Origin of the sequence: Pseudomonas sp. GD03862 (assembly GCF_029840855.1) — a bacterium.
Lineage (GTDB): Bacteria > Pseudomonadota > Gammaproteobacteria > Pseudomonadales > Pseudomonadaceae > Aquipseudomonas > Aquipseudomonas alloputida.
Window position 1 is genome coordinate 1 of record NZ_JAOCDI010000010.1, and the last position, 20,731, is coordinate 20,731.

The following is a 20,731-nucleotide window of genomic DNA, read 5'->3' on the forward strand; positions in this document are numbered from 1 at the left end:
ACCAGCCTCGACGGCGAACAGCGCCAAGCCCTGGAGCAATGGCTGCGGGAAATCCCCGACAACCCGGCAGAGCTGCTGCGACGCAAATTCTGGTATGAACAGCAATTGCATCAGGAAAAATCACAATGAGTCGCTTCGGCGTCTTTCTCCTCACCCTGCTGTGGGCCCTGCTGGCCCAGGCCGAACCGCTGCTGCAGGCCAGCGTCGACCGCACCCGCCTGGAAGCTGGCGAAAGCCTGGAACTGACCCTGGAAAGCCAGGACGTCACCCAGTTCGGCAAGCCCGACCTGCGCGCCCTGGAAGATGACTTCGAAGTGCGCGGCACGCGACAGCTGAACAGCCTGCACACCCTGGACGGCGAAACCCGCGCCAGCACCCGCTGGATCATTACCCTACTGCCACGGCGCAGCGGTACCCTGCGCATCCCCGAGCTGCGGCTAGGCCAGTCGCACAGCCAGGCCATCGAACTGCAAGTGCTGCAGGCCGATGCCAACCGCCAGGACAACGCTCAGGTATTCATCGAAGCCACCCTCGACAGCCACGACGTCTATGTCCAGGCCCAAGCCGTGCTGACCCTGCGCATCTACCACTCGGTAGCGCTGTACGACGACAGCAGCCTCAGCCCCCTGCAACTGGAGAACGCCAAGGTCGAGCCGTTGGGCGAGTCGCGCACGTATGAAAAGGAAATCAACGGCGTGCGTCATGGCGTGATCGAAACCCGCTATGCGGTGTATGCCCAGCAAAGTGGCACCCTCGACATCCCGTCGCTGACGTTCACCGCCACGGCAGCTGCCAGCAGCGACGAAGCAGCGCAGGCCAATGGCACGGCCCGCGCCGGCCACCAGGTGCAGGTCAGCTCGCTGCCCTTGCGCATCACGGTACGGCCGATTCCGGCAGCCTGGCCGGCTGGCTTGCCGTGGTTGCCAGCCAGCAGCCTGACCCTGGAAGAGCACTGGAGCCCGGACCCCGGCAGCCAGCAGGTACAGATTGGCGACTCGCTGACGCGCAACATCACCTTGCGTGCCGAAGGATTGTCCAGCACCCAACTGCCGCCGCTGCCGGCTACGGAGATCATCGGCCTGCGCCGCTACCCTGACCAGCCGCTGCTGCGCAACGAAATCAGCGAACGGGGCATGACCGCCAACCGCGAAGAGCGCGAGGCCCTGGTGCCGACCCACAGCGGCACGCTGGCCTTGCCGACGCTGGAAGTGGCCTGGTGGAACACCCGCGAAGACCACCTGGAACACAGCAGCCTGCCGGCGCGCACGCTGAACGTGCTGGACAACCCGGCACTGAGCGCCGACACCCCGGTGGGCGACAACAGCAGCGCCAGCACCCTGCTGTGGCCCTGGCAGCTGTCCACACTGGTGTTTGCCCTGACCACCGTGCTGGGCTTTGCCCTGTGGTGGCGCGCCCGTTCGCGGCCAGCGGTGCTGCGCACGGCGCAGAACGGGCCAAGCCCACGCACCTTGCTGGACGACCTCAAGCGCGCATGCCAGGCCAACGACCCCCAGGCTACGCGCCAGGCACTGGATGCCTGGGCCCGGCAGCAACCGGAAACCCTGGCCGAGATGGCGGCGCGCTTCGTGCCGTTGTCGGATGCGCTGGATGGGTTGAACGGGGCGCTGTATAGCGAGAGCGGGCAGTATTGGCAGGGGGAGGATTTGTGGCGGGCGATTGGTACCATTCCGCCAGCTGAGCAGGTGTTGCTGCCGACGGGCGAGAGCGGCAGCTTGCCGCCGCTCTATCCCAAGTAGGCCAGCAGGTGTTCGCCATAAGGTTTTCAGCGCCTGTCCCAGGCGCTGAAATTCTTGTGACGAACACCTGCCCCCCAATCCCTCGCCCTGCACCCCGAATCCCGCTTGGGTTACCATACCGCCCTTTCCCCGCTTGCCCGACTCGACACCAACAGGTCATCCATGCGTCTGTTTCATACCTCCGACTGGCACCTGGGCCAAAGCCTGCACGGCCAGGAACGCGACTTCGAACACGCCTGCTTCCTCGACTGGCTGCTCGGCCAGCTGCGCCTGCGCCAGCCGGATGCGCTGCTGATTGCGGGCGACATCTTCGACACCGTCAACCCGCCCGTCAAAGCCCAGGAACGCCTCTACGACTTCATCGTCCAGGCCCACGAGCAACAACCCAAGCTGGACATCGTGATGATCGCCGGCAACCACGACTCCGGTTCGCGCATCGAGCTGCCGGCCGCACTCATGCGCCGCCTGCGCACCCATGCGTTGGGCCGTGTGCACTGGCTGGACGAGGGCCAGCTGGATGCCGAACGCCTGTTGATTCCGCTGACCAACGGCCGTGGCAAGGTGGCCGCCTGGTGCCTGGCCCTGCCGTTCCTGCGCCCGGCCGAAGTGACCGGCCCGCAGCTGGGTGACGACTACCTGCAAGGCATCACCCAGGTGCACCAGCAACTGATCGCCGCCGCACTGAAGAAACGCAAGAAAGACCAGGCGCTGATCGCCATCAGCCACGCGCACATGGCCGGTGGCGCGGTGTCGGAAGACTCCGAACGCAGCCTGATCATCGGCAACGCCGAGGCGCTGCCGGCCAAGCTGTTCGACAAGGCTATCAGCTACGTCGCCCTGGGCCATCTGCACAAGCCGCAGAAGGTCAACCGCGAAGAGCGCATCCGCTACAGCGGCTCGCCAATCCCGCTGTCGTTCGCCGAAATCAACTACCCGCACCAGGTCCTGGAAGTGGAGTTGGACGGCAACGGCCTGGTCAGCGTCGAGCCACGCCCCGTACCACGCGCCGTGGCCCTGCAACGGGTGGGCCCGGCACCGCTGGGTGAGCTGTTGCAGCAACTGGCCGACCTGCCAGTGATCGACCTGCTTGAAGACCCCAACCGCCAGCCCTGGCTGGAGGTGCGGGTGATGCTCGACGAGCCGCAACCCGACCTGCGCCAGCAGATTGAAACCGCGCTTGAAGGCAAGGCGGTACGGCTGATCCGCATCAGCGCCGAGTACGCCGGTCGCAACAACGCCGAAGACGACGACCTGGCCTTTGTCGAACTGGCCCAGATGACCCCGCAAGACCTGTTCAGCCGCGCCTGGGAGCAAGCCTACGGCAACCCCGCCGACGAGCAGGCGCTGGCCGACTTCGCCCTGCTGTTGCAGGACGTGCAGCAGGAAGAGGAACAGCCATGAAGATTCTCGCCATCCGCCTGAAGAACCTGGCATCGCTGGCCGGCCCGATCGACATCGATTTCACTGCAGAACCCTTGGCCAGCGCTGGCCTGTTCGCCATCACCGGGCCTACCGGTGCCGGCAAGAGCACCCTGCTTGACGCCCTGTGCCTGGCGCTGTTCGGCACCGTGCCACGCCTCAATGCCATTGGCCGTGAGGCCAAGGTGCCGGATGCCGACGGCGACATCCCCACCTCCGACCCGCGCAACCTGCTGCGCCGTGGCACCGGCAGCGGTTTTGCCGAGGTCGATTTCGTCGGCATCGATGGCCGCCGCTACCGCGCCCGCTGGGAAGCCAACCGCGCCCGCGACAAGGCCAACGGCAAACTGCAACACAGCCGTCAAAGCTTCTACGACCTCGACAGCGAGCAAGTGCTCGGCAGTGGCAAGAACGAATACAAGCAACTGGTCGAAGCCCGCCTGGGCCTGAACTTCGAGCAGTTCACCCGTGCGGTGATGCTGGCCCAGAGCGAGTTCGGCGCGTTTCTCAAGGCCGACGACAAAGACCGCAGCGAGTTGCTGGAAAAGCTCACCAACACCGCGATCTACACCCGTCTGGGCCAGCGTGCCTTCAGCAAGGCGCGCGAAGCCGGCGAGGCACACAACGCCCTGAAAGAACGCGCCAGCCATCTGCTGCCGATGGCTGCCGAGGCACGTGCCGAGCTCGACCAGCGCCTGGAGCAGGCGCAACAGCACTTCAAGGCCGACCAGGCCGGCGAGCGCCAGCTGGAGCAGCAACGCAACTGGCTGAATGAACAACACCAGCTACAGGCCCAACACACCGAAGCCAGCACCGCGCTGCAGGCCGCCGAACTGGAATGGCAACAGCTGGCCGAACCACGCCTGGACCTGGCACGCCTGGAGCGCCTGGCCCCACAGCGTCACCAGTTCCACCGCCGACAGGCCCTGAGCGCACAGCTGGCACCAATGGCCGCGAAAATGGCCGAACAACAACAGCAGCAAGCCGAACTGCAGGTGCGCACCCGCGAACTCGAACAGGCGCTGGACACTGCGCGCCAAGCGCTTGCCGACCGCCAGGCCGAGCACGGCGAGAACGCGCCGCGCCTGCGCCAGGCCTTTGCCGCTCAGGATACGCTGGCACGCCTGGACCAGGAGCTGGCCGCCCAGCGCAGCATCAACCAGCAGGCGCAACAGCAGGTCGCTGACGGCCAGCAGCAACTGCAGCAGCTGGAAGACAACCAGCAGCGCAGCGTGCAACAACTGGCGCTGATCGACACCGCGCTTGCCGACAGCCAGCACCTGGCGGGCCTGGCCAATGCCTGGCACGCCTACCTGCCGCAACTGAAGCAGGTGATGCTGATCGGTGGCCGGCTGACCAAGGGCCGAGAAGAGCTACCCGGCCTGCAGGCCCAGGCCAGCCAGGCCAATGCGCGCTTGCAGGCCGAGCGCGACGCCTACGATCTGTTGTTCCGTGAAGCCAAGGCCGAACCCCAGGCCCTGGCCGAGCAGATCGACCTGCTCGGCGGCATGTTGCAGGACAACCGCAAACAGCAGCGCGCCGTAGAGGAAATGTCACGCCTGCACGGCCGTGAACAGGAGCTGCGCCAGCAGCTGGATGCCCTGCGCGAACGGCAGCAGCAGGCCATGCTGCAACGCCAGCAACTGATTACCGAAGGCACCGCCGCCAAGGCCGAGCTGGAGGCCGCCGAACAGGCGTTGACGCTCACCCGTCAACTGCTGGAACGCCAACGCCTGGCACGCAACACCAGCGTCGAAGAACTGCGTAACCAACTGCGTGACGGCGAACCCTGCCCGGTCTGTGGCAGCGCCGAACACCCGTTCCATCAGCCAGAAGCGTTGCTGCAGAGCCTTGGCCGCCATGACCAGGCCGAAGAGCACGCCGCGCAGAAGCAGGTCGAAACGCTCAACAGCAAGCTGGTGGAGCTGCGTACCCAGCTGGGTGTGGTCAATGCCCAGCTCAAGGACTTCCAGCAACAGCAGCAGCAACTGGGCGAACAGTTGCAACCGCTGGTGGCTCAGGTACAGGCACACAGCCTGTGGCCAGCCCTCGCCCCGCAGGACGACAAGGCCCGTAGCGCCTGGCTCGACAGCCAACTGCGTCGCCTGGATGAAGAAATCAGCCAGGACGAGAAACGCCAGAGCGCCCTGCTCGCCCTGCAACGGGACGCGGCCCGCCTCAACCAGCAATTGCAGGCTGCCCACGACGCCCAACAACAGGCCCAGCGCCACCTGGAGCAACAGCACCAGGCCCTGGCCAACGACGAGCAGCTGTTGCAGCAAGGCCTGAACGACCTGGCCGGCGTACTACCAGAGGAAGCGCTCAAGGCCCTCAACGACGACCCGGCCAATGCCTTCCTCGCCCTCGACCAACAGATTGCCCAGCGCCTGCAGCAACTGGAACAGCGCAAGGACGAACAGGAAGAACAGCAAGCCCGGCAAGCCCAGCTGGACAAACTGCGCGATCAGCAACAGGCGCGCGTGCAAGGCCTGCAGCAGTTGCAACACAAGCTCGCTGCCCTCGACGAACAGCGCCAGCAGGCCCAGGCGTCGCTCGGCGAGCTGCTTGGCGAACATGCCAGTGCCGAAGCCTGGCAGCAGCATATGGAAGCCACGCTGGAACAAGCCCGCGCCCTCGATGCCGACACCGCCCAGCGCCTGCAAGATCTGCGCACCCAAGGCGTGCAACTGGCCAGCGAGCTCAAGGCCAATACCCAGCAACAACAGGCACTGGATGCCGAATGCCAACAGTTGCAGGCCCAGATCGCCCAGTGGCGCAGCGAGCATCCTGAACTGGACGATGCCGGCCTCGATCGCCTGCTGGCCATGGATGACGCGCAAGTCAATGAATTGCGCCAGCGTTTGCAAGGCGCGGAAAAAGCCATTGAGCAGGGCCGCGTGCTGCTGCTGGAGCGCGAACAGCGCCTGCAGCACCACGCTGCACAGATGACCGTGGACACCACGGTCCAAGCCCTGGAGCAAGCCTTGGCCGAACTGCGCGAACGCCTGGCAAACCACGAGCAGCAATGCGCTGAATTGCGTGCACAACAGGCCGACGACCAGCGCCGCCAGCAGGCCCACCAGGCGCTGGCGGCAGAAATCGAACAGGCCCACCAGCAGTGGCAACGCTGGGCCCGCCTCAATGCCCTGATCGGTTCGGCCTCCGGTGATGTGTTCCGCAAGATCGCCCAAGGCTACAACCTTGACCTGCTGCTGCACCACGCCAACGCCCAGCTACGTCAGCTGGCCCGTCGCTACCGCCTCAAGCGCGGCGGCAGCGCCCTTGGCCTGCTGGTGCTGGACACCGAGATGGGCGACGAGCTGCGTTCGGTGCACTCGCTGTCGGGCGGGGAAACCTTCCTGGTGTCGCTGGCCCTGGCCCTGGGCCTGGCGTCGATGGCGTCCAGCACCTTGCGTATCGAGTCGCTGTTCATCGACGAAGGTTTCGGCAGCCTCGACCCCGAGTCGCTGCAACTGGCAATGGACGCCCTCGACGGCTTGCAAGCCCAGGGTCGCAAAGTGGCGGTGATCTCCCACGTACAGGAAATGCACGAGCGCATCCCGGTGCAGATCCAGGTGCGGCGCCAGGGTAATGGCCTCAGTGAAGTGGAGGTGTGCGGGTGATCCTCTACTCGTTCCGCCGCTGCCCGTGGGCCATGCGTGCGCGCCTGGCCCTGCGCTATGCCGGCTGCGAGGTGGAGATCTGCGAAGTGGCGATGAAGAACAAGCCGGCAGAGCTGCTGGCCTTGTCGCCCAAGGGCACGGTACCGGTGCTGGACACCGGTGCCGAGGTACTGGAAGAGAGCCTGGACATCATGCGCTGGGCGCTGACGCAAAACGACCCGCAGGACTGGCGGCTACAGGCCAACCCTGCGGCTGCGCAGCAGGCTGAAACGCTGATTGCGCGCAATGACACCACGTTCAAGGCGCACGTGAACCTGTACAAGTATGCCGAACGTTACCCGGAGCATTCCCGCGAGCATTACCGCCAGCAGGCCGAGGCCTGGCTGGCGGAGCTCGAAGGCTTGCTGGCGGGGCGGGCTTACCTGCTGGCCGACCACCCGAGCATGGCCGATGCCGCGTTGCTGCCCCTGATGCGCCAGTTTGCCGGGGTGGAACCGCAGTGGTTCGCCGAGGCGGCTTATCCGCGTGTGCGGCGCTGGCTGGAGGGGTGGCTGGCTTCGGAGCTGTTCAAAGCGATCATGATTCGCTGAACAGACGCTTGGCTGCAAATGGGGTCCCATAGGCGCGGGCTCACCCGCGAACACCGGCGCAGCCGGTGCCATGCAACGCGTCGCCTGCTTCGCGGGTAAACCCGCTCCTACGACGGCCTGTGTTCAACCACCGAGCGCATGTAGGAGCGGGTTTACCCGCGAATACGGTGGCGGCGGCAACGGTGAACGGCGGGTGGAGATTGGCCAGCAGGACCGGCCCTTTCGCGGGTGAACCCGCTCCTACGACGGCCTGTGTCCATCACCGATCTGTGTGTAGGAGCGGGTTTACCCGCGAATACGGTGGCGGCGGCAACAGTGAACGGCGGGTGAAAATTGGCCAGCAGGACCGGCCCTTTCGCGGATAAATCCACTTCTTGCAGTGTGTGTCTGGCCAGTTCGCCTATGGGCGAACCCTCCCAACCCCTCAATCGATGAACTTCAGGTCCGAAGGCGCGTCCTGCGCCATGGTCTGCACGGTCTCCCCCAACTCGCCAGTCAAGAGATCACGGCGCATGACCACGATCTGGTTGCTCTTCTGGTTGGCCACCAGCAGGAAATTGCCGCTAGGGTCCAGGGCAAACTCGCGGGGGTGGTCGCCTTCCACGGAGCGGCGCTGCACGAACGTCAACTGGCCGTCATTCTTGCCAACCGCAAACACCAGGATTTCATTCGCCGTGCCACGGTTACTCACGTACAGGAAACGGCCGTCCGCCGACAGGTGCAGGCCTCCCGCTGCCTTGGCCGCTGCATCCTGCTGCTCGGTCAGCGGCAGGCGTTGGCGCTCAAGCAAAGCAGCGTCCTCGACGTCGAACATCACCACTTCGCCACTCATTTCCAACGTCAGGTAAGCGTGCTGGCCCTTGGCGTCGAACAGCAGGTGACGGGGCCCACTGCCTGGCGGCAAGGCCACCGAGGCCGGGATTGCCGGGCTCAACGGTTTGTCCACACTGGCGCCGTCGTAGCGGTAGATGAATACCTTGTCTGCGCCCAAGTCGCAGGCATAGACATGCTGGCCATCGGGCGACAGCACCAGTGCATGCACATGGGCACCGGCCTGGCGCTCGGGGTTGACGCCACTCGCCTTGTGCCGGGCCTGTTGCACCACGGCCTTGAGCTTGCCGTCCCTGGCCACCGGGATTACCACCAGGCTGCCGCCGGGGTCAGGCTTGACCGCGTAGTTGGCCACGAACAGATAACGCTGGTCACGACTGAGGCTGGCGTGAGTCGGTTCGTCACCTTGGGTGGCCACCTGGTTGAGCGGCTTGATTTCGCCCTTGGTGCTGACGCTGAAACTGCTGGCATGGCCACCCGGGGTTTCATTGACCACGAACAGCTGGCGCTGGTCGGCCGACAGCACAAGCCAGGAAGGATTGACACTCTTGACCACTTGTTGCGGTGTGGGGTCGATGCGGCCGGCCTTGTCGTCGAACAGGTAGCGGTAGATACCCTGGCTGGCGCCATCGGTGTAGCTGCCCACCAGCAACGTCGAGGCGTGGGCGTGGATAGTCAGGCTCATCAGGCTAGCGGTCAGCAGGGTCGTCCAGGTCCGGTTCATCTTGGTCATCATCCGGGGCGCGAAAGGCACTCATACAGACTAGCCGATGCGCGCCGTTGGCATCGTCGAGTTGCCACTCGTCTCCGGTGGCGATGGCGGCAGCGATTTGCTCAGGGGTGAACGACCAGCGACGCAATTGGCGGCCGTCCATGCATTCCACAGTGAGGCCGGCTTCATCAACGGTGAAATCGAAGGCGTGCAGGCCGTCGATCAAAAGCATATCGCAGGACTGCAGGGCGGTAGCGAGGGGGGACATAGGGGTACCCATCTGAAATGAGCTGGCAGTATAACCGGGGGGCCGCAATGCGGCCCCCTCCAATCAATGGGCGAAGATCGACCCACCCTCCTTGCCCACCATCTTCTCAGGCTTGATCAGGAACCGCGCCAATGCCGGTAGCAGCCACAGCGCACCAAACATGTTCCAAAGCAGCATGAAGGTCAGCATCAGGCCCATGTCCGCCTGGAACTTGATCGCCGAGAAGATCCAGGTGCATACGCCAATGGCCAGGCACAGCCCGGTGAACAGCACCGCCTTGCCGGTCGAGCGCAGGGTCTGGTAATACGCCTCCTGCAACGGCAAACCGGCACGCAGGAAGCTTTCCAGGCGGCTGTAGATATAGATGCCATAGTCCACGCCAATGCCCACCCCCAACGCCACCACCGGCAAGGTCGCTACTTTCACCCCGATACCCATGTAGGCCATCAGCGCGTTGCCCAGCACCGAGGTCAGCACCAGGGGCAGCACGATGCACAGCGTGGCGGCGAACGAGCGGAAGGTGATCAGGCACATCACGGCCACGCAGATGTACACCAGGATCAGGATGGTCAGCTCGGCCGACTTGATCACTTCGTTGGTCGCAGCCTCGATACCAGCGTTGCCCGCCGCCAGCAGGAACTGCAGGCCTTCCTTGTCATGGCTGTCGGCAAACGCCTTGGCCACGGCGGTGACGCGCTCCAGCGTTTCAGCCTTGTGGTCATTGAGGAACACCAGCACGGGTGCCAATGAGCAGTCGCCGTTGTAAAGGCCGTCGGCCCGGGCGATGGAGTTGTTGAGGATGTCCGGGTTGCGCGACAGGGTTTCCCATTTCAGGCTGCCCTCGTTCATGCCCTTGATCACCTGCTTGGAAACGGTGACCAGGGAAATCGCCGACTGCACGCCTGGGGTGTTTTCCATGGTCCACATCAGCTCGTCGATCGGCGCCATGGTCGAATGGACCGAGCACTTCTCCGACGGCGTCTTGACCATGATCACCAGCACATCGGAACTGGTCGAGTAGTTGCTGATGATGAAGTTGTTGTCCTGGTTGTAGCGCGAGTCGGGGCGCAGCTCCGGTGCGCCCTGGTCGAGGTCGCCGATCTTCAGGTTCTGGCTGTACCACAGGCCACCGGCGAAGGCGAGCAGCGCCAGCACCACCGACACCGGCGCCACCTTGGCACTGGCGAAGTTCGACAACAGGCGCCAGAACGGGTGCTCGGAGGTCGCGTCTTTCTTGCTGCGCTCGATGGCCTTCTTGCTGATGCCGACATAGGAGATGGCCACCGGCAACAGGATCAGGTTGGTGAACACGATCACCGCCACACCGATGGAGGCGCCGATGGCCAGTTCGCGAATCACCCCGATGTCGATGATCAGCAGGGTAATGAAGCCCACTGCGTCGGCAAGGATGGCGATCATTCCCGGCAGGAACAACTGACGGAATGTGCGCCGGGCAGCGGTAAGGGCGTTGTCGGCATCACTCGACTGCAGGGCGATGCCGTTGATCTTCTGCACCCCGTGGGAAATGCCGATGGCGAAGATCAGGAACGGCACCAGCATCGAGTACGGGTCCAGGCCAAAGCCCACCGCATGCATCAGCCCCAGTTGCCAGACCACCGCCACCAGCGTGGTGATGAGCACGGCGACAGTGCTGCGGATGCACCAGGTGAACCAGTACAACAACACCAAGGTGATCACCAGGGCGACGCCGAAGAACATCGCCACCATCACCAGGCCATCGATCAGGTCACCGACCTTCTTGGCAAAGCCGACGATGTGGATTTTTACATTGGGGTTCTGCGCCTGGAACTTGTCACGGATCTTCGCTTCCAGCAGGTGAGAGAACTGCTGATAGTCCAGCTTCACCTGTTTGCCCGGGTCCTGCGGGTCGGGGTAGCTCTCCAGCAGCGGCACGTCGACGATGCTGGACTTGAAGTTATTGCCTACCAGGCGCCCCACCTGGCCTGACTTGAGCACGTTGTCGCGCAGGGTATCGAGGCTGTCCTGCGACCCGTTGTAGGTGTTAGGGATGACCTCGCCACCGGAAAAACCCTCTTCGGTGACCTCGCTCCAGCGCACGCTGGGGCTCCACAGTGACTTCAGCCCGGCCCGGTCGACACCGGGGATGTAGAACACCTCGTCATGGATCTGACGCAGGGTCTCCATGTAGTCCTTGTCGAAGATGTCACCGTTCACCGCCTCCACCGAGATGCGCACGGTGTTGCCGAGGTTGGCCAGGTCGTTGCGGTGCTCCATCATCTGCTCGATGAACGGGTGCTGCAGCGGGATCATCTTCTCGAAGCTGGTGGACGGGCGAATCTGCGTGGCCTGCCAGAACAGGAAAATGCTGACCAGCACGCACAGGGCGATGACCACTGGGCGGTTGTTGAAGATCAGGCGTTCGAGCAGCGTGGCTTTATCCTGATGATGCGGGTGCATGGTAATGCTCTCCCTGCTGGTCATGGGCGCACCTCCGGAGCAGGCTGATCAGCCCCTTCGGCGCTGGCCAGGTGCACACCACCCTGCCCTACCAGCAGCAGGCCGCCGTTGGCCAGGCCACTGACGCCGGCCAGGGCCAGGCGGTCGGCACGGTTGTACACGCTGAAGGTCTGGCCGTCGTCCGTGCTGCGCAGCACGCTGCCACCATTGCCGACCAGCACCAGGCTGCCATCATCGACAAGCGTAGCGCCTGCCAGGCCGAACTCCAGGGTACCGCGCGCGGCCTTGAGTTCGATCGGCTGCCAGCTGTCACCGAAGTCGCTGGAGCGGAACAGGTTGCCGCGAAGGCCGTAGGCCAGCAGGGTCTGCGGCCTGGCGGTGCCGATCACGCCGAACAACGAGCCCTCGTAGGGGCCCTGGACCTTGGCCCAGGTCTGGCCGTTGTCGGTGGAGCGGAACATGCCGCCCTGCTCACCCACGATGAACAGGCCGGCATCGCGCACTTGGGCGATACCGTTCAGGTGCAGCTGGTCCGGGTTGTCCAGCCGCTCGGCCACATCCTGCCAGTGCTGCCCACCATCGGTGGTTTCCAGCAAGGCACCATAGGCCCCTACGGCAAAGCCGTGCTGGGCGTCGAGGAAGGTGACATCGAGCAAGGGCGCTTCACGGGCGAGGTCTTCGAACTGCTTGCTCCAGGTGGCGCCACCGTCGGTGCTGGCGAGGATCTGCGCGTCATGGCCGACGGCCCAGCCACGCTTGTCGTCGAGGAAATACACGGCAGTGAGCAATTGCCGGGTGGGTACTCGGGCCTGGGTCCAGGTACTGCCCTGGTCGTCGGAGAACAGAATGTGGCCGCGATCACCCACCACCACCAGGCGCTTGCCGGCATGGGTGGTGTCGATCAACAGGCTTTGGCTGGCCTTGGCCGATTCGGTGGAGTATTGGTCGGCTGCCGCGGCCTGGGCGCTGTCGGCCCACACCCCCAATGCCAATGCCAGCATCGCGCTGGCTGCCCATGGCCAGGCACCACGCCTGGCTGGCGTACGTAACTGTTCCCTCATGACTGCCCCCTTGTTGTGTTCTTTTTGGTGGGTCAATGCATTGCAGGCTTTGCAAAAAGCCTGATCTAGAGGCCTGCAATAGCTTGAGGGGATCGTAGCGGGGATGTTTGCGGGAGTACAACGGGCGGGGTGTTATGTTTTGTTGTCGGCCGGGGAAAGCCGGGGCCGCTGGGCGGCCCTTCGCGGGTAAACCCGCCCGACAAAGGTTACATCCCCCTGTAGGAGCGGGTTCACCCGCGAAGGGCTGCAAAGCAGCCCCAATTCACAAGAATTACGCCAGACTCTTGCTCACAACCTCATACACATCACTGGACAACTCACCCGAAGCCAGAATGCGCTCCAGCTCACCCTTCATCAGCGCCTGACGCGCATCGTCATACTTGCGCCAGCGTGTCAGCGGCGCCAGTTGCCGCGAGGCAATCTGCGGATTCAGTGCGTTCAGCTCGATCACCAGGTCCGCCAGGAAGCGATACCCGGAGCCATCGGCAGCATGGAAGTTGACCAGGTTCTGCCCGGCAAAGGCACCGATCAGCGCACGCACCTTGTTCGGGTTCTTCAGGGTGAAGGCCGGGTGCTGCATCAACGCCTTGACCCGCGCCAGCCCGCCCGGCAGCGTGCTGGCCGCCTGCACGCTGAACCATTGGTCCATGACCAGCGGGTTGTCCTTGAAGTGCTCGGCAAACGCCGCCAGCGCTTTGGCGCGCTCGGCCTCGAACGGCGAGTTGACCAGTACCGCCAGCGCGGTAAGGCGCTCGGTCATGTTGTCGCAGTGCTCGAACTGCTCCAGGGTCGCGTCCAGCACCTGTTGCTTGCCACTCTGCATCAGGTACGACAGGGCGATGTTCTGCAGGCTGCGGCGGGCAAAGTGCTCGGCCGAGGCCACATAGGCAGTGCTGCGCGACACTTCACGGTTGGCCTGGTAACGCGCCCACAGGGCGTCGAACAGGTGTTCGGCGATCTGCTGGCGTGCGAACTCGCGGGCGGCGTGGATGGCGTCGACGTCGGCCACCTGGCTGATCTCGGTAAGGTACGCCTCCCCTGGCAGCGAGAGCATTTCGGCCACCATGGCAGGGTCCAGCGATACATTGCCCAGCACAGTGCCCAGGGCGGTGATCAGGCGCTGGTCGAGCTTCAGGGCTTCGCCGCGTTGATGCTGGCCGATCAGTTCCTGCAGTACCTGCACCGACAGCTGCTGGCCCGCTTCCCAGCGGTTGAAGCCGTCGCTGTCGTGCTGCATCAGGAACATCAGCTGGTCGCGGTCATACGGGAAGCTCAGCTTCACCGGGGCGCTGAAGCCACGCAGCAGCGACGGCAGCGGCTTGGCCTGGATGCCCTGGAAGGTAAAGGTTTGCTCGGCTTCGGTTACCGACAGCACGCGGCTGGTTCCTTGAGCAGCGTCTTCGCCAGCCAGTTGCAGCGGCAGGTCGTTGCCGGCGGCATCCAGCAGGCCCAGCTCCACCGGGATCACGAACGGCAGTTTCTCGGCCTTGTCCGGGGTCTGCGGGCAGCTCTGGCGGAACGTCAGGCTGTAGGTCTGCGCGGCGGCGTCATACGCCTCGCTGACCTCCAGGCGTGGGGTGCCCGCCTGGCTGTACCAGCGCTTGAACTGGGTAAAGTCGACGCCGTTGGCGTCTTCCATGGCCTTGATGAAGTCGTCGGTGGTTACCGCCTGGCCATCATGACGTTCAAAGTACAGGTCGCTGCCCTTACGGAAGCCTTCGCTACCCAACAGGGTACGGACCATGCGCACCACTTCGGCCCCCTTCTCGTAGACGGTCAGGGTGTAGAAGTTGGAGATTTCGATGAAGCTTTCCGGGCGCACCGGGTGGGCCATGGGGCCGGCGTCTTCGGCGAACTGGTGGGTGCGCAGGTAGGCGACGTCTTCGATGCGCTTGACCGTGCGCGAGTTCATGTCGGCACTGAACTCGGCATCGCGGAATACCGTGAAGCCTTCCTTCAGCGACAGCTGGAACCAGTCACGGCAGGTGACACGGTTGCCCGACCAGTTGTGGAAGTACTCGTGGGCGACCACCCCTTCGACGCGCTGGTGCGCAGCATCGGTGGCGGTTTCGGCACGGGCCAGCACACAGCTGGAGTTGAAGATGTTCAGGCCCTTGTTTTCCATGGCGCCCATGTTGAAGTCATTGACCGCAACAATCATGAAGATGTCCAGGTCATACTCGCGGCCATAGACTTCTTCGTCCCAGCGCATGGACTTTTTCAGGCTGACCATGGCGTGGTCGCACTTGTCGATGTTCTCGGGTTCGACGTAGATGCGCAGGGTCACCTCACGGCCGGACTGGCGGGTGAAGCTGTCTTCAACGCACCACAGGTCACCGGCCACCAGGGCGAACAGGTAGGCCGGCTTCATGAACGGGTCTTCCCAGGTCGCCCAGTGGCGGCCATCTTCGGCCGGCCCGCTGCCGATCGGGTTGCCGTTCGACAGCAAGACCGGGTAGCGATGCTGCTCGGCGATGACCGTGGTGGTGAAGGTGCTCATCACGTCCGGGCGGTCGAGGTAGTAAGTGATCTTGCGGAAGCCCTCGGCCTCGCACTGGGTGCAGAACATCTTGCCCGACTTGTACAGGCCTTCCAGGGCGGTGTTGCTTTCCGGGTGGATCTTCACGCTGGTGTCGAGGGTGAAGCGCTCGGCCTTGGGCTGTACGGTCAGGCTGTCGGCGTCGAGCCGGTAGTCGCCTGGCTGCAGTTCCTGGTCATCCAGCGAGGCGCGCAGCAGTTCCAGCTGCTGGCCATCGAGTTCCAGTGGCGGCAGGCCGGCACCGCGTGCCGGGTTGCGGCGCATGACCAGTTGCGCGTGAACCAGCGTGTGGTCCTCGAACAGCTCGAAGGTCAGGTGCGTCTCGTCGATCAGGTACTCCGGCGCCTGGTAATCCTTGAGGTAGATCACTTGCGGTTGTTCGGTACGCATGTGCAGGTCCTTTTTACTGGAGCACGGCCAACTGGTAGGCCGTGTACTTGCGAATATTGATCACACCGGTGTCGAAGATCAGGTACTGGCCCTTGATGCCCAGCAGCGTGCCCTCGGCCACCGGGTCCTTGTCGAGGTTGAAGCTGACAATCTTCTTCGGGTACGCCTCGACCGGGTAGTTCATCTGCACCACTTCGGCGTCCGGCAGCGGCTGGATCGCCTGCAGGCCAAAGCGCCCCTGCAGCTCGCGCAGGCCGTCGGCGCAGGCTTCGAAGACCTGCTCCCGGATGGCCGGCAGGTCGAGCACCTCGGCATCGCCCTTGAGCAGCGCGCGCCAGTTGGTCCGGTCCGGCACCTGGCTGCGCAGCACGTCTTCGACCAGGCCCGATTGCTGCCGGGTGGCCACGCGCATGATCGGCAACGCCTGGCTGGCGCCCTGGTCGAGCCAGCGGGTGGGCAGCTGGGTGGCACGGGTGATGCCGACCTTGATCCCCGACGAATTGGCCAGGTAGACGACGTGGTCGGTCATGCAGAACTGTTCGCCCCACGACGGCTCCCGGCAGGTGCCGGCGTCGTAGTGGCATTTTTCCGGGGCCATGATGCACACGTCGCACTGGGCCAGCTTGGTCATGCACGGGTAGCAGTAACCCTGGCTGAAGCTGGTCTTGGTGCGCTTGCCGCAATGGCTGCAATGAATGGCGCCGAGGTATTCCAGGCGCAGGCGCTGGCCGATCATGGGGTTGACCGGCACCTGGGTGTCATCCAGGCGGAAGCTGTACTGCACCACCGGTGCCTGCAGGCTTACGGCCATCTTGCTCAACGAGCCACGTGCAAGTTCGATCAATGTACCGAGTCCGACTTGAACAGAATGTTGGCGATGGGCGCGGACTTCGACGCACATTCCTGTGGGCCCATGTAGCCGGTGCGCTGGTCTTCGGGCAGGTTCTTCATCTCCCAGGCGATGACCGCCTGCAGCGACAGCTCTTTCTGCTCGGCGGTGAGCTTGCGGCCGTCGGACCATTTGCCGATTTCCACCGCCAGTTTCAGGCTCTGGTAGATTTCCGGGGTGATGTTTTCAATCATTTGCGCGAAAGTGGACATAGTGTCTCCTGATTCAAGCCGACAGTTTACGCCGGGCCAGCGCCCCACCCAAGAGCCCGGTCAGGCATCCGATGAGCAGCCCGCCGACGTGGGCGGCATTGGCGATCTGGCCAAGGCCGAGCGTGCCGACCACGCCGGTCAGGCATACCACCAGCCAGATCAGCATCATCACCAGCACGCCCTTGGGCAGGTTGAAGTAACGGTCGGGCGCCAGCCACTGGTACAGCCAGATATGCCCGAGCAGGCCGTACAGCACGCCGGACAGGCCGCCAAACAGGCTCGGCCCGCTGGTGTAGTGCTGGGCCAGGTTGGAGACCAGGCTGAACAGCAGGGTCAGGCCCAGCAACGCCCACGGGCCCTGGCGCAGTTCGATGCGTTTGCCCAGCTCCCAGTACCACAGGCTGTTCATGGCCAGGTGCAGCACACCGAAATGCAGCAGCATGGGCGATACCAGGCGCCACCACTGGCCTTCATCCAGGCTTTGCGCCAACGGGCTGAAGTACAGGTAGTCGCCCTGGACACGGAAGTCGAGGAAGGTGAACCAGCTGATGGTGGTGAAGTTGTCGCCAAGGCCCGTGAGGCCGGCGACGATGAAGCACAGCAGCAGGGTGAGGGTGGTGATTTTGCAGGCCTTGGCCTGGGCTGCCAGAGAAGGCTGTGCGGGGGCATTCGCGGGTGAAACCGCCCCTACAGGGTCGGCGCTGGCCGGCAGGTCGGCGTTGCCGTCCGGGTAGCGCTGGTAGAGCTGCAGCACATCTTCGGCCAGAGTGTCGGGGGCCCAGAGTACCTGGGCATCGCCCTCCTCGCTGACCCGGTGCGGCACCTGCAGGCGTTGCAACAGGTGGACGAAGCCGCTGAGGTCGACCGACAGCGGCAGGCGCATCACTTCGATAATGTTCATTGGTTGGCCTGTGGGCGGTCGACGTCGACCCAGACGAACTTGTGTGGGTCGATACGGGTTTCATCATCCAGCCGGTAGGCGACCAGCTTGCCATAGAGCACGGCGCTGTAGTCCAGGCAGGCCAGGTTGGCGCGGATCGGTGCCGGCCGGCCGCTGCGCCAGTAATGCCCGACGAACAGCATCGGCTGGTCTTCGTCATAACGCAGCAAGGCATTCTTCTGACTGTGGCTGAGCGGGGTGCTGGCCACTTCCTCGGGCAGGGCATCGGGCTGGAACACGATGTCACCGTAGGTTTTCGGGTCTTCTTCCCAGAACTTGGTGCGGAAAAACGCGCGGGTCAGGCCGTCGCCGCCGGTCAGCGTCAGCCCGTCCGGCAGGCGCATGTCGGTACCGCGCAACAGGCGGTTGCACACCGTGTCGGCAAAACTGCCACTGACCGCCGAGGCCTGGATGAAGTGCTCATCGATGCGGCCGTCGGGGTATTGCTGGCGCAGCGGCTCGATCAGCCGCGGGTCCCAGCAGGCGTGCACCAGACGGAAGCGTCCGGCGTCGATGAACAGCGGCAGCTGGTAGAACCAGTTGACGAAATCGTGCCAATCGCCGGGGTGCTGGGCAAACTGGGTCAGGGTTTCGTCGATCAGCCGGGCATGCCGCGGCGTGTGTTCGCGGACATAGGCCTTGCCGCTGCCAGGCAGCGCCGGGGTGACCCAGCCCAGGGCATTGTATTCGTGGTTGCCCATGATGCAGAACGCCTGGCCGGCTTCGACCATGTCGTGGACGATGTGCAGCGCCTCGCGAATGCGTGGCCCGCGGTCGACGATATCGCCAAGGAATAGCGCCTGACGTCGCGGGTGGCGCCACACGCCGGCCACGCGCTTGTATCCGAGGGCGTCGAGCAGGCGTTCAAGGGTCAGTGCACAGCCGTGCACGTCGCCGATGATGTCAAAACTTCGCGCCGGATCGAGCATCAGTCGTCACTGCTCCCCAGGCGGCTGCCCCAACCCAGTTTGGTGCGGCAGACCTCGTAGTAATTGTGGTCCAGCGGGTGGATCAGGCGCAGCTTTTGCGGCTTCTTGCTGACCGTGATGGTGTCGCCGGGGGCACAGGTGAAGTGGTTCTGGCCGTCACAGGACACCTGCGGGTAGATCTGCAGGTCCTTGGACACCACGATCTTCAGCTCGCTGTTGCCGTCCACCACGATCGGCCGGCCCGACAAGGTGTGTGGGTACATCGGCACGATGACGATGGCATCGAGCTTGGGGTGCATGATCGGGCCACCGGCCGACAGCGCATAGGCGGTGGAGCCGGTGGGGGTGGCGACGATCAGGCCGTCGGCCTTCTGGCTGCAGACGAACTGGCCGTCGATGTAGATCTCGAACTCGATCATGCGCGTGGACTTGCCCGGGTGCAGCACCACGTCGTTCAGCGCATCGCCCTGGCCGATGGCCTCGTGGTGGCGACGCACCTCGGCCTGCAGCAGGAAACGGTTTTCTACCAGGTAGTGGCCGTCGAGCACTTCGGCGACCTTCTGTTCCAGCTCGTCGGGACGGATGTCGGTGAGAAAACCCAGGTTGCCACGGTTGATACCCAGCACCGGAATGTTGTGCCGGGCCAGCGCACGGGCAGCGCCCAGCAGGCTGCCGTCACCGCCGACCACGATGACCAGGTCGCAGACCTCGCCCAGCAGCTTGCGGGTGGACGTCTGCAAGCCATGGCCGGGCAGCACTTCGGCAATGGTGTCCTCGAGGATCACGTGCAGGTGGCGATCGAGGAGGAATTTTTTCAGTCGGCGAATGGTGTCGAGCACCTGCGAGCTGCCAAGGCGACCGATGATACCGATATTGCGAAATTGCTCCATGGGGCTCCTGCAAGGCTCTGCGGCGGGTGACGATGCGCCGATTATGGGCGAAACCACCGGGCAGCGGCAAACCGGCTATGCTCGCAGGATGACGCCATTCGCCCAGCTTCACGACCTGCCCCGACAACTGCAGCACTCCACCGTGCGTGACTTGGCATGGGCCTTGTTGTCGCCGCCCCTGCTCAGCGCCCCACCCTGCCCCCAGCGACACCCGCTGGCGGGCAGCCTGTGGGCGCAGCAGCCGCAACGCCTTGAACAATGGTTGCGGGCCCTGGATGCCGATGACCGACCGTTGCGCGCGTGGCTGGCGCAATTGGGCAGCCGGCGCCTGGGGCATTACTACGAACGCCTGTGGCAATTTGCCCTGGGCCAGGCGCCAGGCATCGAGCTGCTGGCCGCCAACCTGGCGATTCGCGACGGCGGGCGCACCTTGGGCGAGCTCGACGTGGTGCTGCGCGACCGCGACGGCGTGCACCACCTGGAACTGGCGATCAAGCTGTACCTGGGCCCGGAAGACGCCGGGCACGATCCCCATGCCTGGCTGGGGCCAGGTTGCCATGACCGGCTGGGGACCAAGCTTGCGCACCTGGCGGGGCACCAGTTGCCCATGTCCAAGGGAGCGCACAGCCGTCAGGCGCTGGCGCAGCTAGGGGTGGAGCAGGTGCAGGCGCAAATGTGGCTGGGTGGTTACCTGTTCTATCCACGGCCTGGGCATGCCGAGGCGCCGGAGGGCGCCAACCCGCAACATTTGCGCGGGCGCTGGCTTCGTCGGCGGGACTGGGTGATGGCCGAAGGCGAGCGTTGGCAGCCGCTGCAGCGGCATGCCTGGCTGGCGCCGGCAAGGGTGGAGTCAGGTGAGTGCTGGCAGGCGGAGCAGTTTGCGGCGTGGCTGCATGTGCTGGAGCAGCAGGCACCGGCGCACTTGCTGGTACGACTGGTGCCTGATGCCGATGGTGCTTGGCAGGAGGCAGAGCGGGTGTTTCTGGTGGCTGATGACTGGCCGTATCTGCCCGGTAACTGATGTCGCCTGTTCCGGCCCCTTCGCGGGCACGCCCGCTCCCACAGGTCCAACTGCACAGGCTTCCAAGACTGTGCAGTACCTGTGGGAGCGGGCGTGCCCGCGAAGAGGCCGGTGGCTGGCAACACAATTTTCACAGACCTGGCGCAAAGATCTGTTTCCGGTAGCCATTAAAATGACTCCTGAGCGCCAGCAAGAGCGCCATTCAGACCTGATGACGAGGA

The 20,731-nt window shown here is 64.3% G+C and carries 16 protein-coding genes; 6 read left to right on the plus strand and 10 right to left on the minus strand.

Features of this window, described 5'->3' with window-relative positions; genetic code table 11:
* From N5D53_RS09085 to N5D53_RS09105, 5 genes are all read left to right on the plus strand, one after another.
* On the plus strand, nucleotides 1-129 hold a 129-nt coding region (locus N5D53_RS09085), incomplete at its 5' end, for a hypothetical protein (protein ID WP_279840220.1).
* Nucleotides 126-1,757 (plus strand): BatD family protein, encoded by a 1,632-nt coding sequence (locus N5D53_RS09090; protein ID WP_279840198.1) that lies wholly within the window; start codon nucleotides 126-128, stop codon nucleotides 1,755-1,757. The genes N5D53_RS09085 and N5D53_RS09090, both read left to right, overlap by 4 nt.
* 162 nt (nucleotides 1,758-1,919) lie before the next feature.
* Nucleotides 1,920-3,158: an exonuclease SbcCD subunit D C-terminal domain-containing protein gene (locus N5D53_RS09095; protein WP_012053234.1), complete on the plus strand. Its 1,239-nt coding sequence runs from the start codon at nucleotides 1,920-1,922 to the stop codon at nucleotides 3,156-3,158.
* Nucleotides 3,155-6,799, plus strand: a complete 3,645-nt coding sequence (locus N5D53_RS09100) for an AAA family ATPase (RefSeq protein WP_190870107.1) — start codon at nucleotides 3,155-3,157, stop codon at nucleotides 6,797-6,799. The genes N5D53_RS09095 and N5D53_RS09100 overlap by 4 nt, the downstream gene beginning before the upstream one ends.
* A complete protein-coding gene (locus N5D53_RS09105) occupies nucleotides 6,796-7,389 on the plus strand; it encodes a glutathione S-transferase (RefSeq protein ID WP_020192609.1) in 594 nt (197 codons plus the stop codon). The genes N5D53_RS09100 and N5D53_RS09105 overlap by 4 nt, the downstream gene beginning before the upstream one ends.
* Before the next feature lie 424 nt (nucleotides 7,390-7,813).
* Here the strand turns inward: N5D53_RS09105 and N5D53_RS09110 are convergent, their stop codons facing one another.
* The 10 genes from N5D53_RS09110 to N5D53_RS09155 all read right to left on the minus strand — a co-directional run bounded on the left by N5D53_RS09110 (nucleotide 7,814) and on the right by N5D53_RS09155 (nucleotide 19,489).
* Nucleotides 7,814-8,944: a lactonase family protein gene (locus N5D53_RS09110; protein WP_223843610.1), complete on the minus strand. Its 1,131-nt coding sequence runs from the start codon at nucleotides 8,942-8,944 to the stop codon at nucleotides 7,814-7,816.
* Entirely contained in the window at nucleotides 8,910-9,200 is a 291-nt protein-coding gene (locus N5D53_RS09115) for a DUF5629 family protein (protein WP_020415640.1), read from the minus strand. Before N5D53_RS09115 ends, N5D53_RS09110 begins: the two co-directional genes overlap by 35 nt.
* A 63-nt stretch (nucleotides 9,201-9,263) precedes the next feature.
* Nucleotides 9,264-11,639 carry an RND family transporter gene (locus tag N5D53_RS09120; protein WP_190870153.1) on the minus strand — a complete coding sequence of 792 codons (2,376 nt, stop codon included), beginning with the start codon at nucleotides 11,637-11,639 and terminating at the stop codon, nucleotides 9,264-9,266.
* A 20-nt stretch (nucleotides 11,640-11,659) separates the two neighbouring features.
* A complete protein-coding gene (locus tag N5D53_RS09125) occupies nucleotides 11,660-12,700 on the minus strand; it encodes a YCF48-related protein (protein WP_104962259.1) in 1,041 nt (346 codons plus the stop codon).
* A gap of 271 nt (nucleotides 12,701-12,971) precedes the next feature.
* Nucleotides 12,972-15,629, minus strand: coding sequence for an aminopeptidase N (gene pepN / locus N5D53_RS09130; protein ID WP_121161904.1), 2,658 nt, complete (start codon nucleotides 15,627-15,629; stop codon nucleotides 12,972-12,974).
* Nucleotides 15,630-15,642: 13 nt separating this feature from the next.
* A complete protein-coding gene (locus N5D53_RS09135; protein WP_003247225.1) occupies nucleotides 15,643-16,473 on the minus strand; it encodes a DUF2797 domain-containing protein in 831 nt (276 codons plus the stop codon).
* A complete protein-coding gene (locus N5D53_RS09140) occupies nucleotides 16,470-16,730 on the minus strand; it encodes a DUF1315 family protein (protein WP_003247224.1) in 261 nt (86 codons plus the stop codon). Before N5D53_RS09140 ends, N5D53_RS09135 begins: the two co-directional genes overlap by 4 nt.
* Nucleotides 16,731-16,743: 13 nt before the next feature.
* The gene (locus tag N5D53_RS09145; RefSeq protein ID WP_121161906.1) at nucleotides 16,744-17,631 is read right to left on the minus strand and encodes a rhomboid family intramembrane serine protease; all 888 of its coding nucleotides are present in this window, start codon (nucleotides 17,629-17,631) and stop codon (nucleotides 16,744-16,746) included.
* Nucleotides 17,628-18,599, minus strand: a complete 972-nt coding sequence (locus N5D53_RS09150) for a metallophosphoesterase (protein WP_010953024.1) — start codon at nucleotides 18,597-18,599, stop codon at nucleotides 17,628-17,630. The genes N5D53_RS09145 and N5D53_RS09150 overlap by 4 nt, the downstream gene beginning before the upstream one ends.
* Entirely contained in the window at nucleotides 18,599-19,489 is an 891-nt protein-coding gene (locus N5D53_RS09155; protein WP_003247220.1) for an NAD(+) kinase, read from the minus strand. Before N5D53_RS09155 ends, N5D53_RS09150 begins: the two co-directional genes overlap by 1 nt.
* Here N5D53_RS09155 and N5D53_RS09160 point away from each other — a divergent pair.
* Nucleotides 19,488-20,510, plus strand: a complete 1,023-nt coding sequence (locus N5D53_RS09160) for a DUF1853 family protein (protein ID WP_266023035.1) — start codon at nucleotides 19,488-19,490, stop codon at nucleotides 20,508-20,510. The two genes, N5D53_RS09155 and N5D53_RS09160, sit on opposite strands and share 2 nt — an antisense overlap.
* Nucleotides 20,511-20,731 lie beyond the last annotated feature (221 nt).

Bases quoted from the DNA above. Each gene is read 5' to 3' on its own strand.
- N5D53_RS09090 (WP_279840198.1), top strand. From the start codon at position 126: ATGAGTCGCTTCGGCGTCTTTCTCCTCACCCTGCTGTGGGCCCTGCTG.
- N5D53_RS09095 (WP_012053234.1), top strand. From the start codon at position 1,920: ATGCGTCTGTTTCATACCTCCGACTGGCACCTGGGCCAAAGCCTGCAC.
- N5D53_RS09100 (WP_190870107.1), top strand. From the start codon at position 3,155: ATGAAGATTCTCGCCATCCGCCTGAAGAACCTGGCATCGCTGGCCGGC.
- N5D53_RS09110 (WP_223843610.1), bottom strand. From the start codon at position 8,944: ATGAACCGGACCTGGACGACCCTGCTGACCGCTAGCCTGATGAGCCTG.
- N5D53_RS09115 (WP_020415640.1), bottom strand. From the start codon at position 9,200: ATGTCCCCCCTCGCTACCGCCCTGCAGTCCTGCGATATGCTTTTGATC.
- N5D53_RS09120 (WP_190870153.1), bottom strand. From the start codon at position 11,639: ATGCACCCGCATCATCAGGATAAAGCCACGCTGCTCGAACGCCTGATC.
- N5D53_RS09125 (WP_104962259.1), bottom strand. From the start codon at position 12,700: ATGAGGGAACAGTTACGTACGCCAGCCAGGCGTGGTGCCTGGCCATGG.
- pepN (WP_121161904.1), bottom strand. From the start codon at position 15,629: ATGCGTACCGAACAACCGCAAGTGATCTACCTCAAGGATTACCAGGCG.
- N5D53_RS09140 (WP_003247224.1), bottom strand. From the start codon at position 16,730: ATGTCCACTTTCGCGCAAATGATTGAAAACATCACCCCGGAAATCTAC.
- N5D53_RS09145 (WP_121161906.1), bottom strand. From the start codon at position 17,631: ATGAACATTATCGAAGTGATGCGCCTGCCGCTGTCGGTCGACCTCAGC.
- N5D53_RS09150 (WP_010953024.1), bottom strand. From the start codon at position 18,599: ATGCTCGATCCGGCGCGAAGTTTTGACATCATCGGCGACGTGCACGGC.
- N5D53_RS09160 (WP_266023035.1), top strand. From the start codon at position 19,488: ATGGGGCTCCTGCAAGGCTCTGCGGCGGGTGACGATGCGCCGATTATG.
- N5D53_RS09155 (WP_003247220.1), bottom strand. From the start codon at position 19,489: ATGGAGCAATTTCGCAATATCGGTATCATCGGTCGCCTTGGCAGCTCG.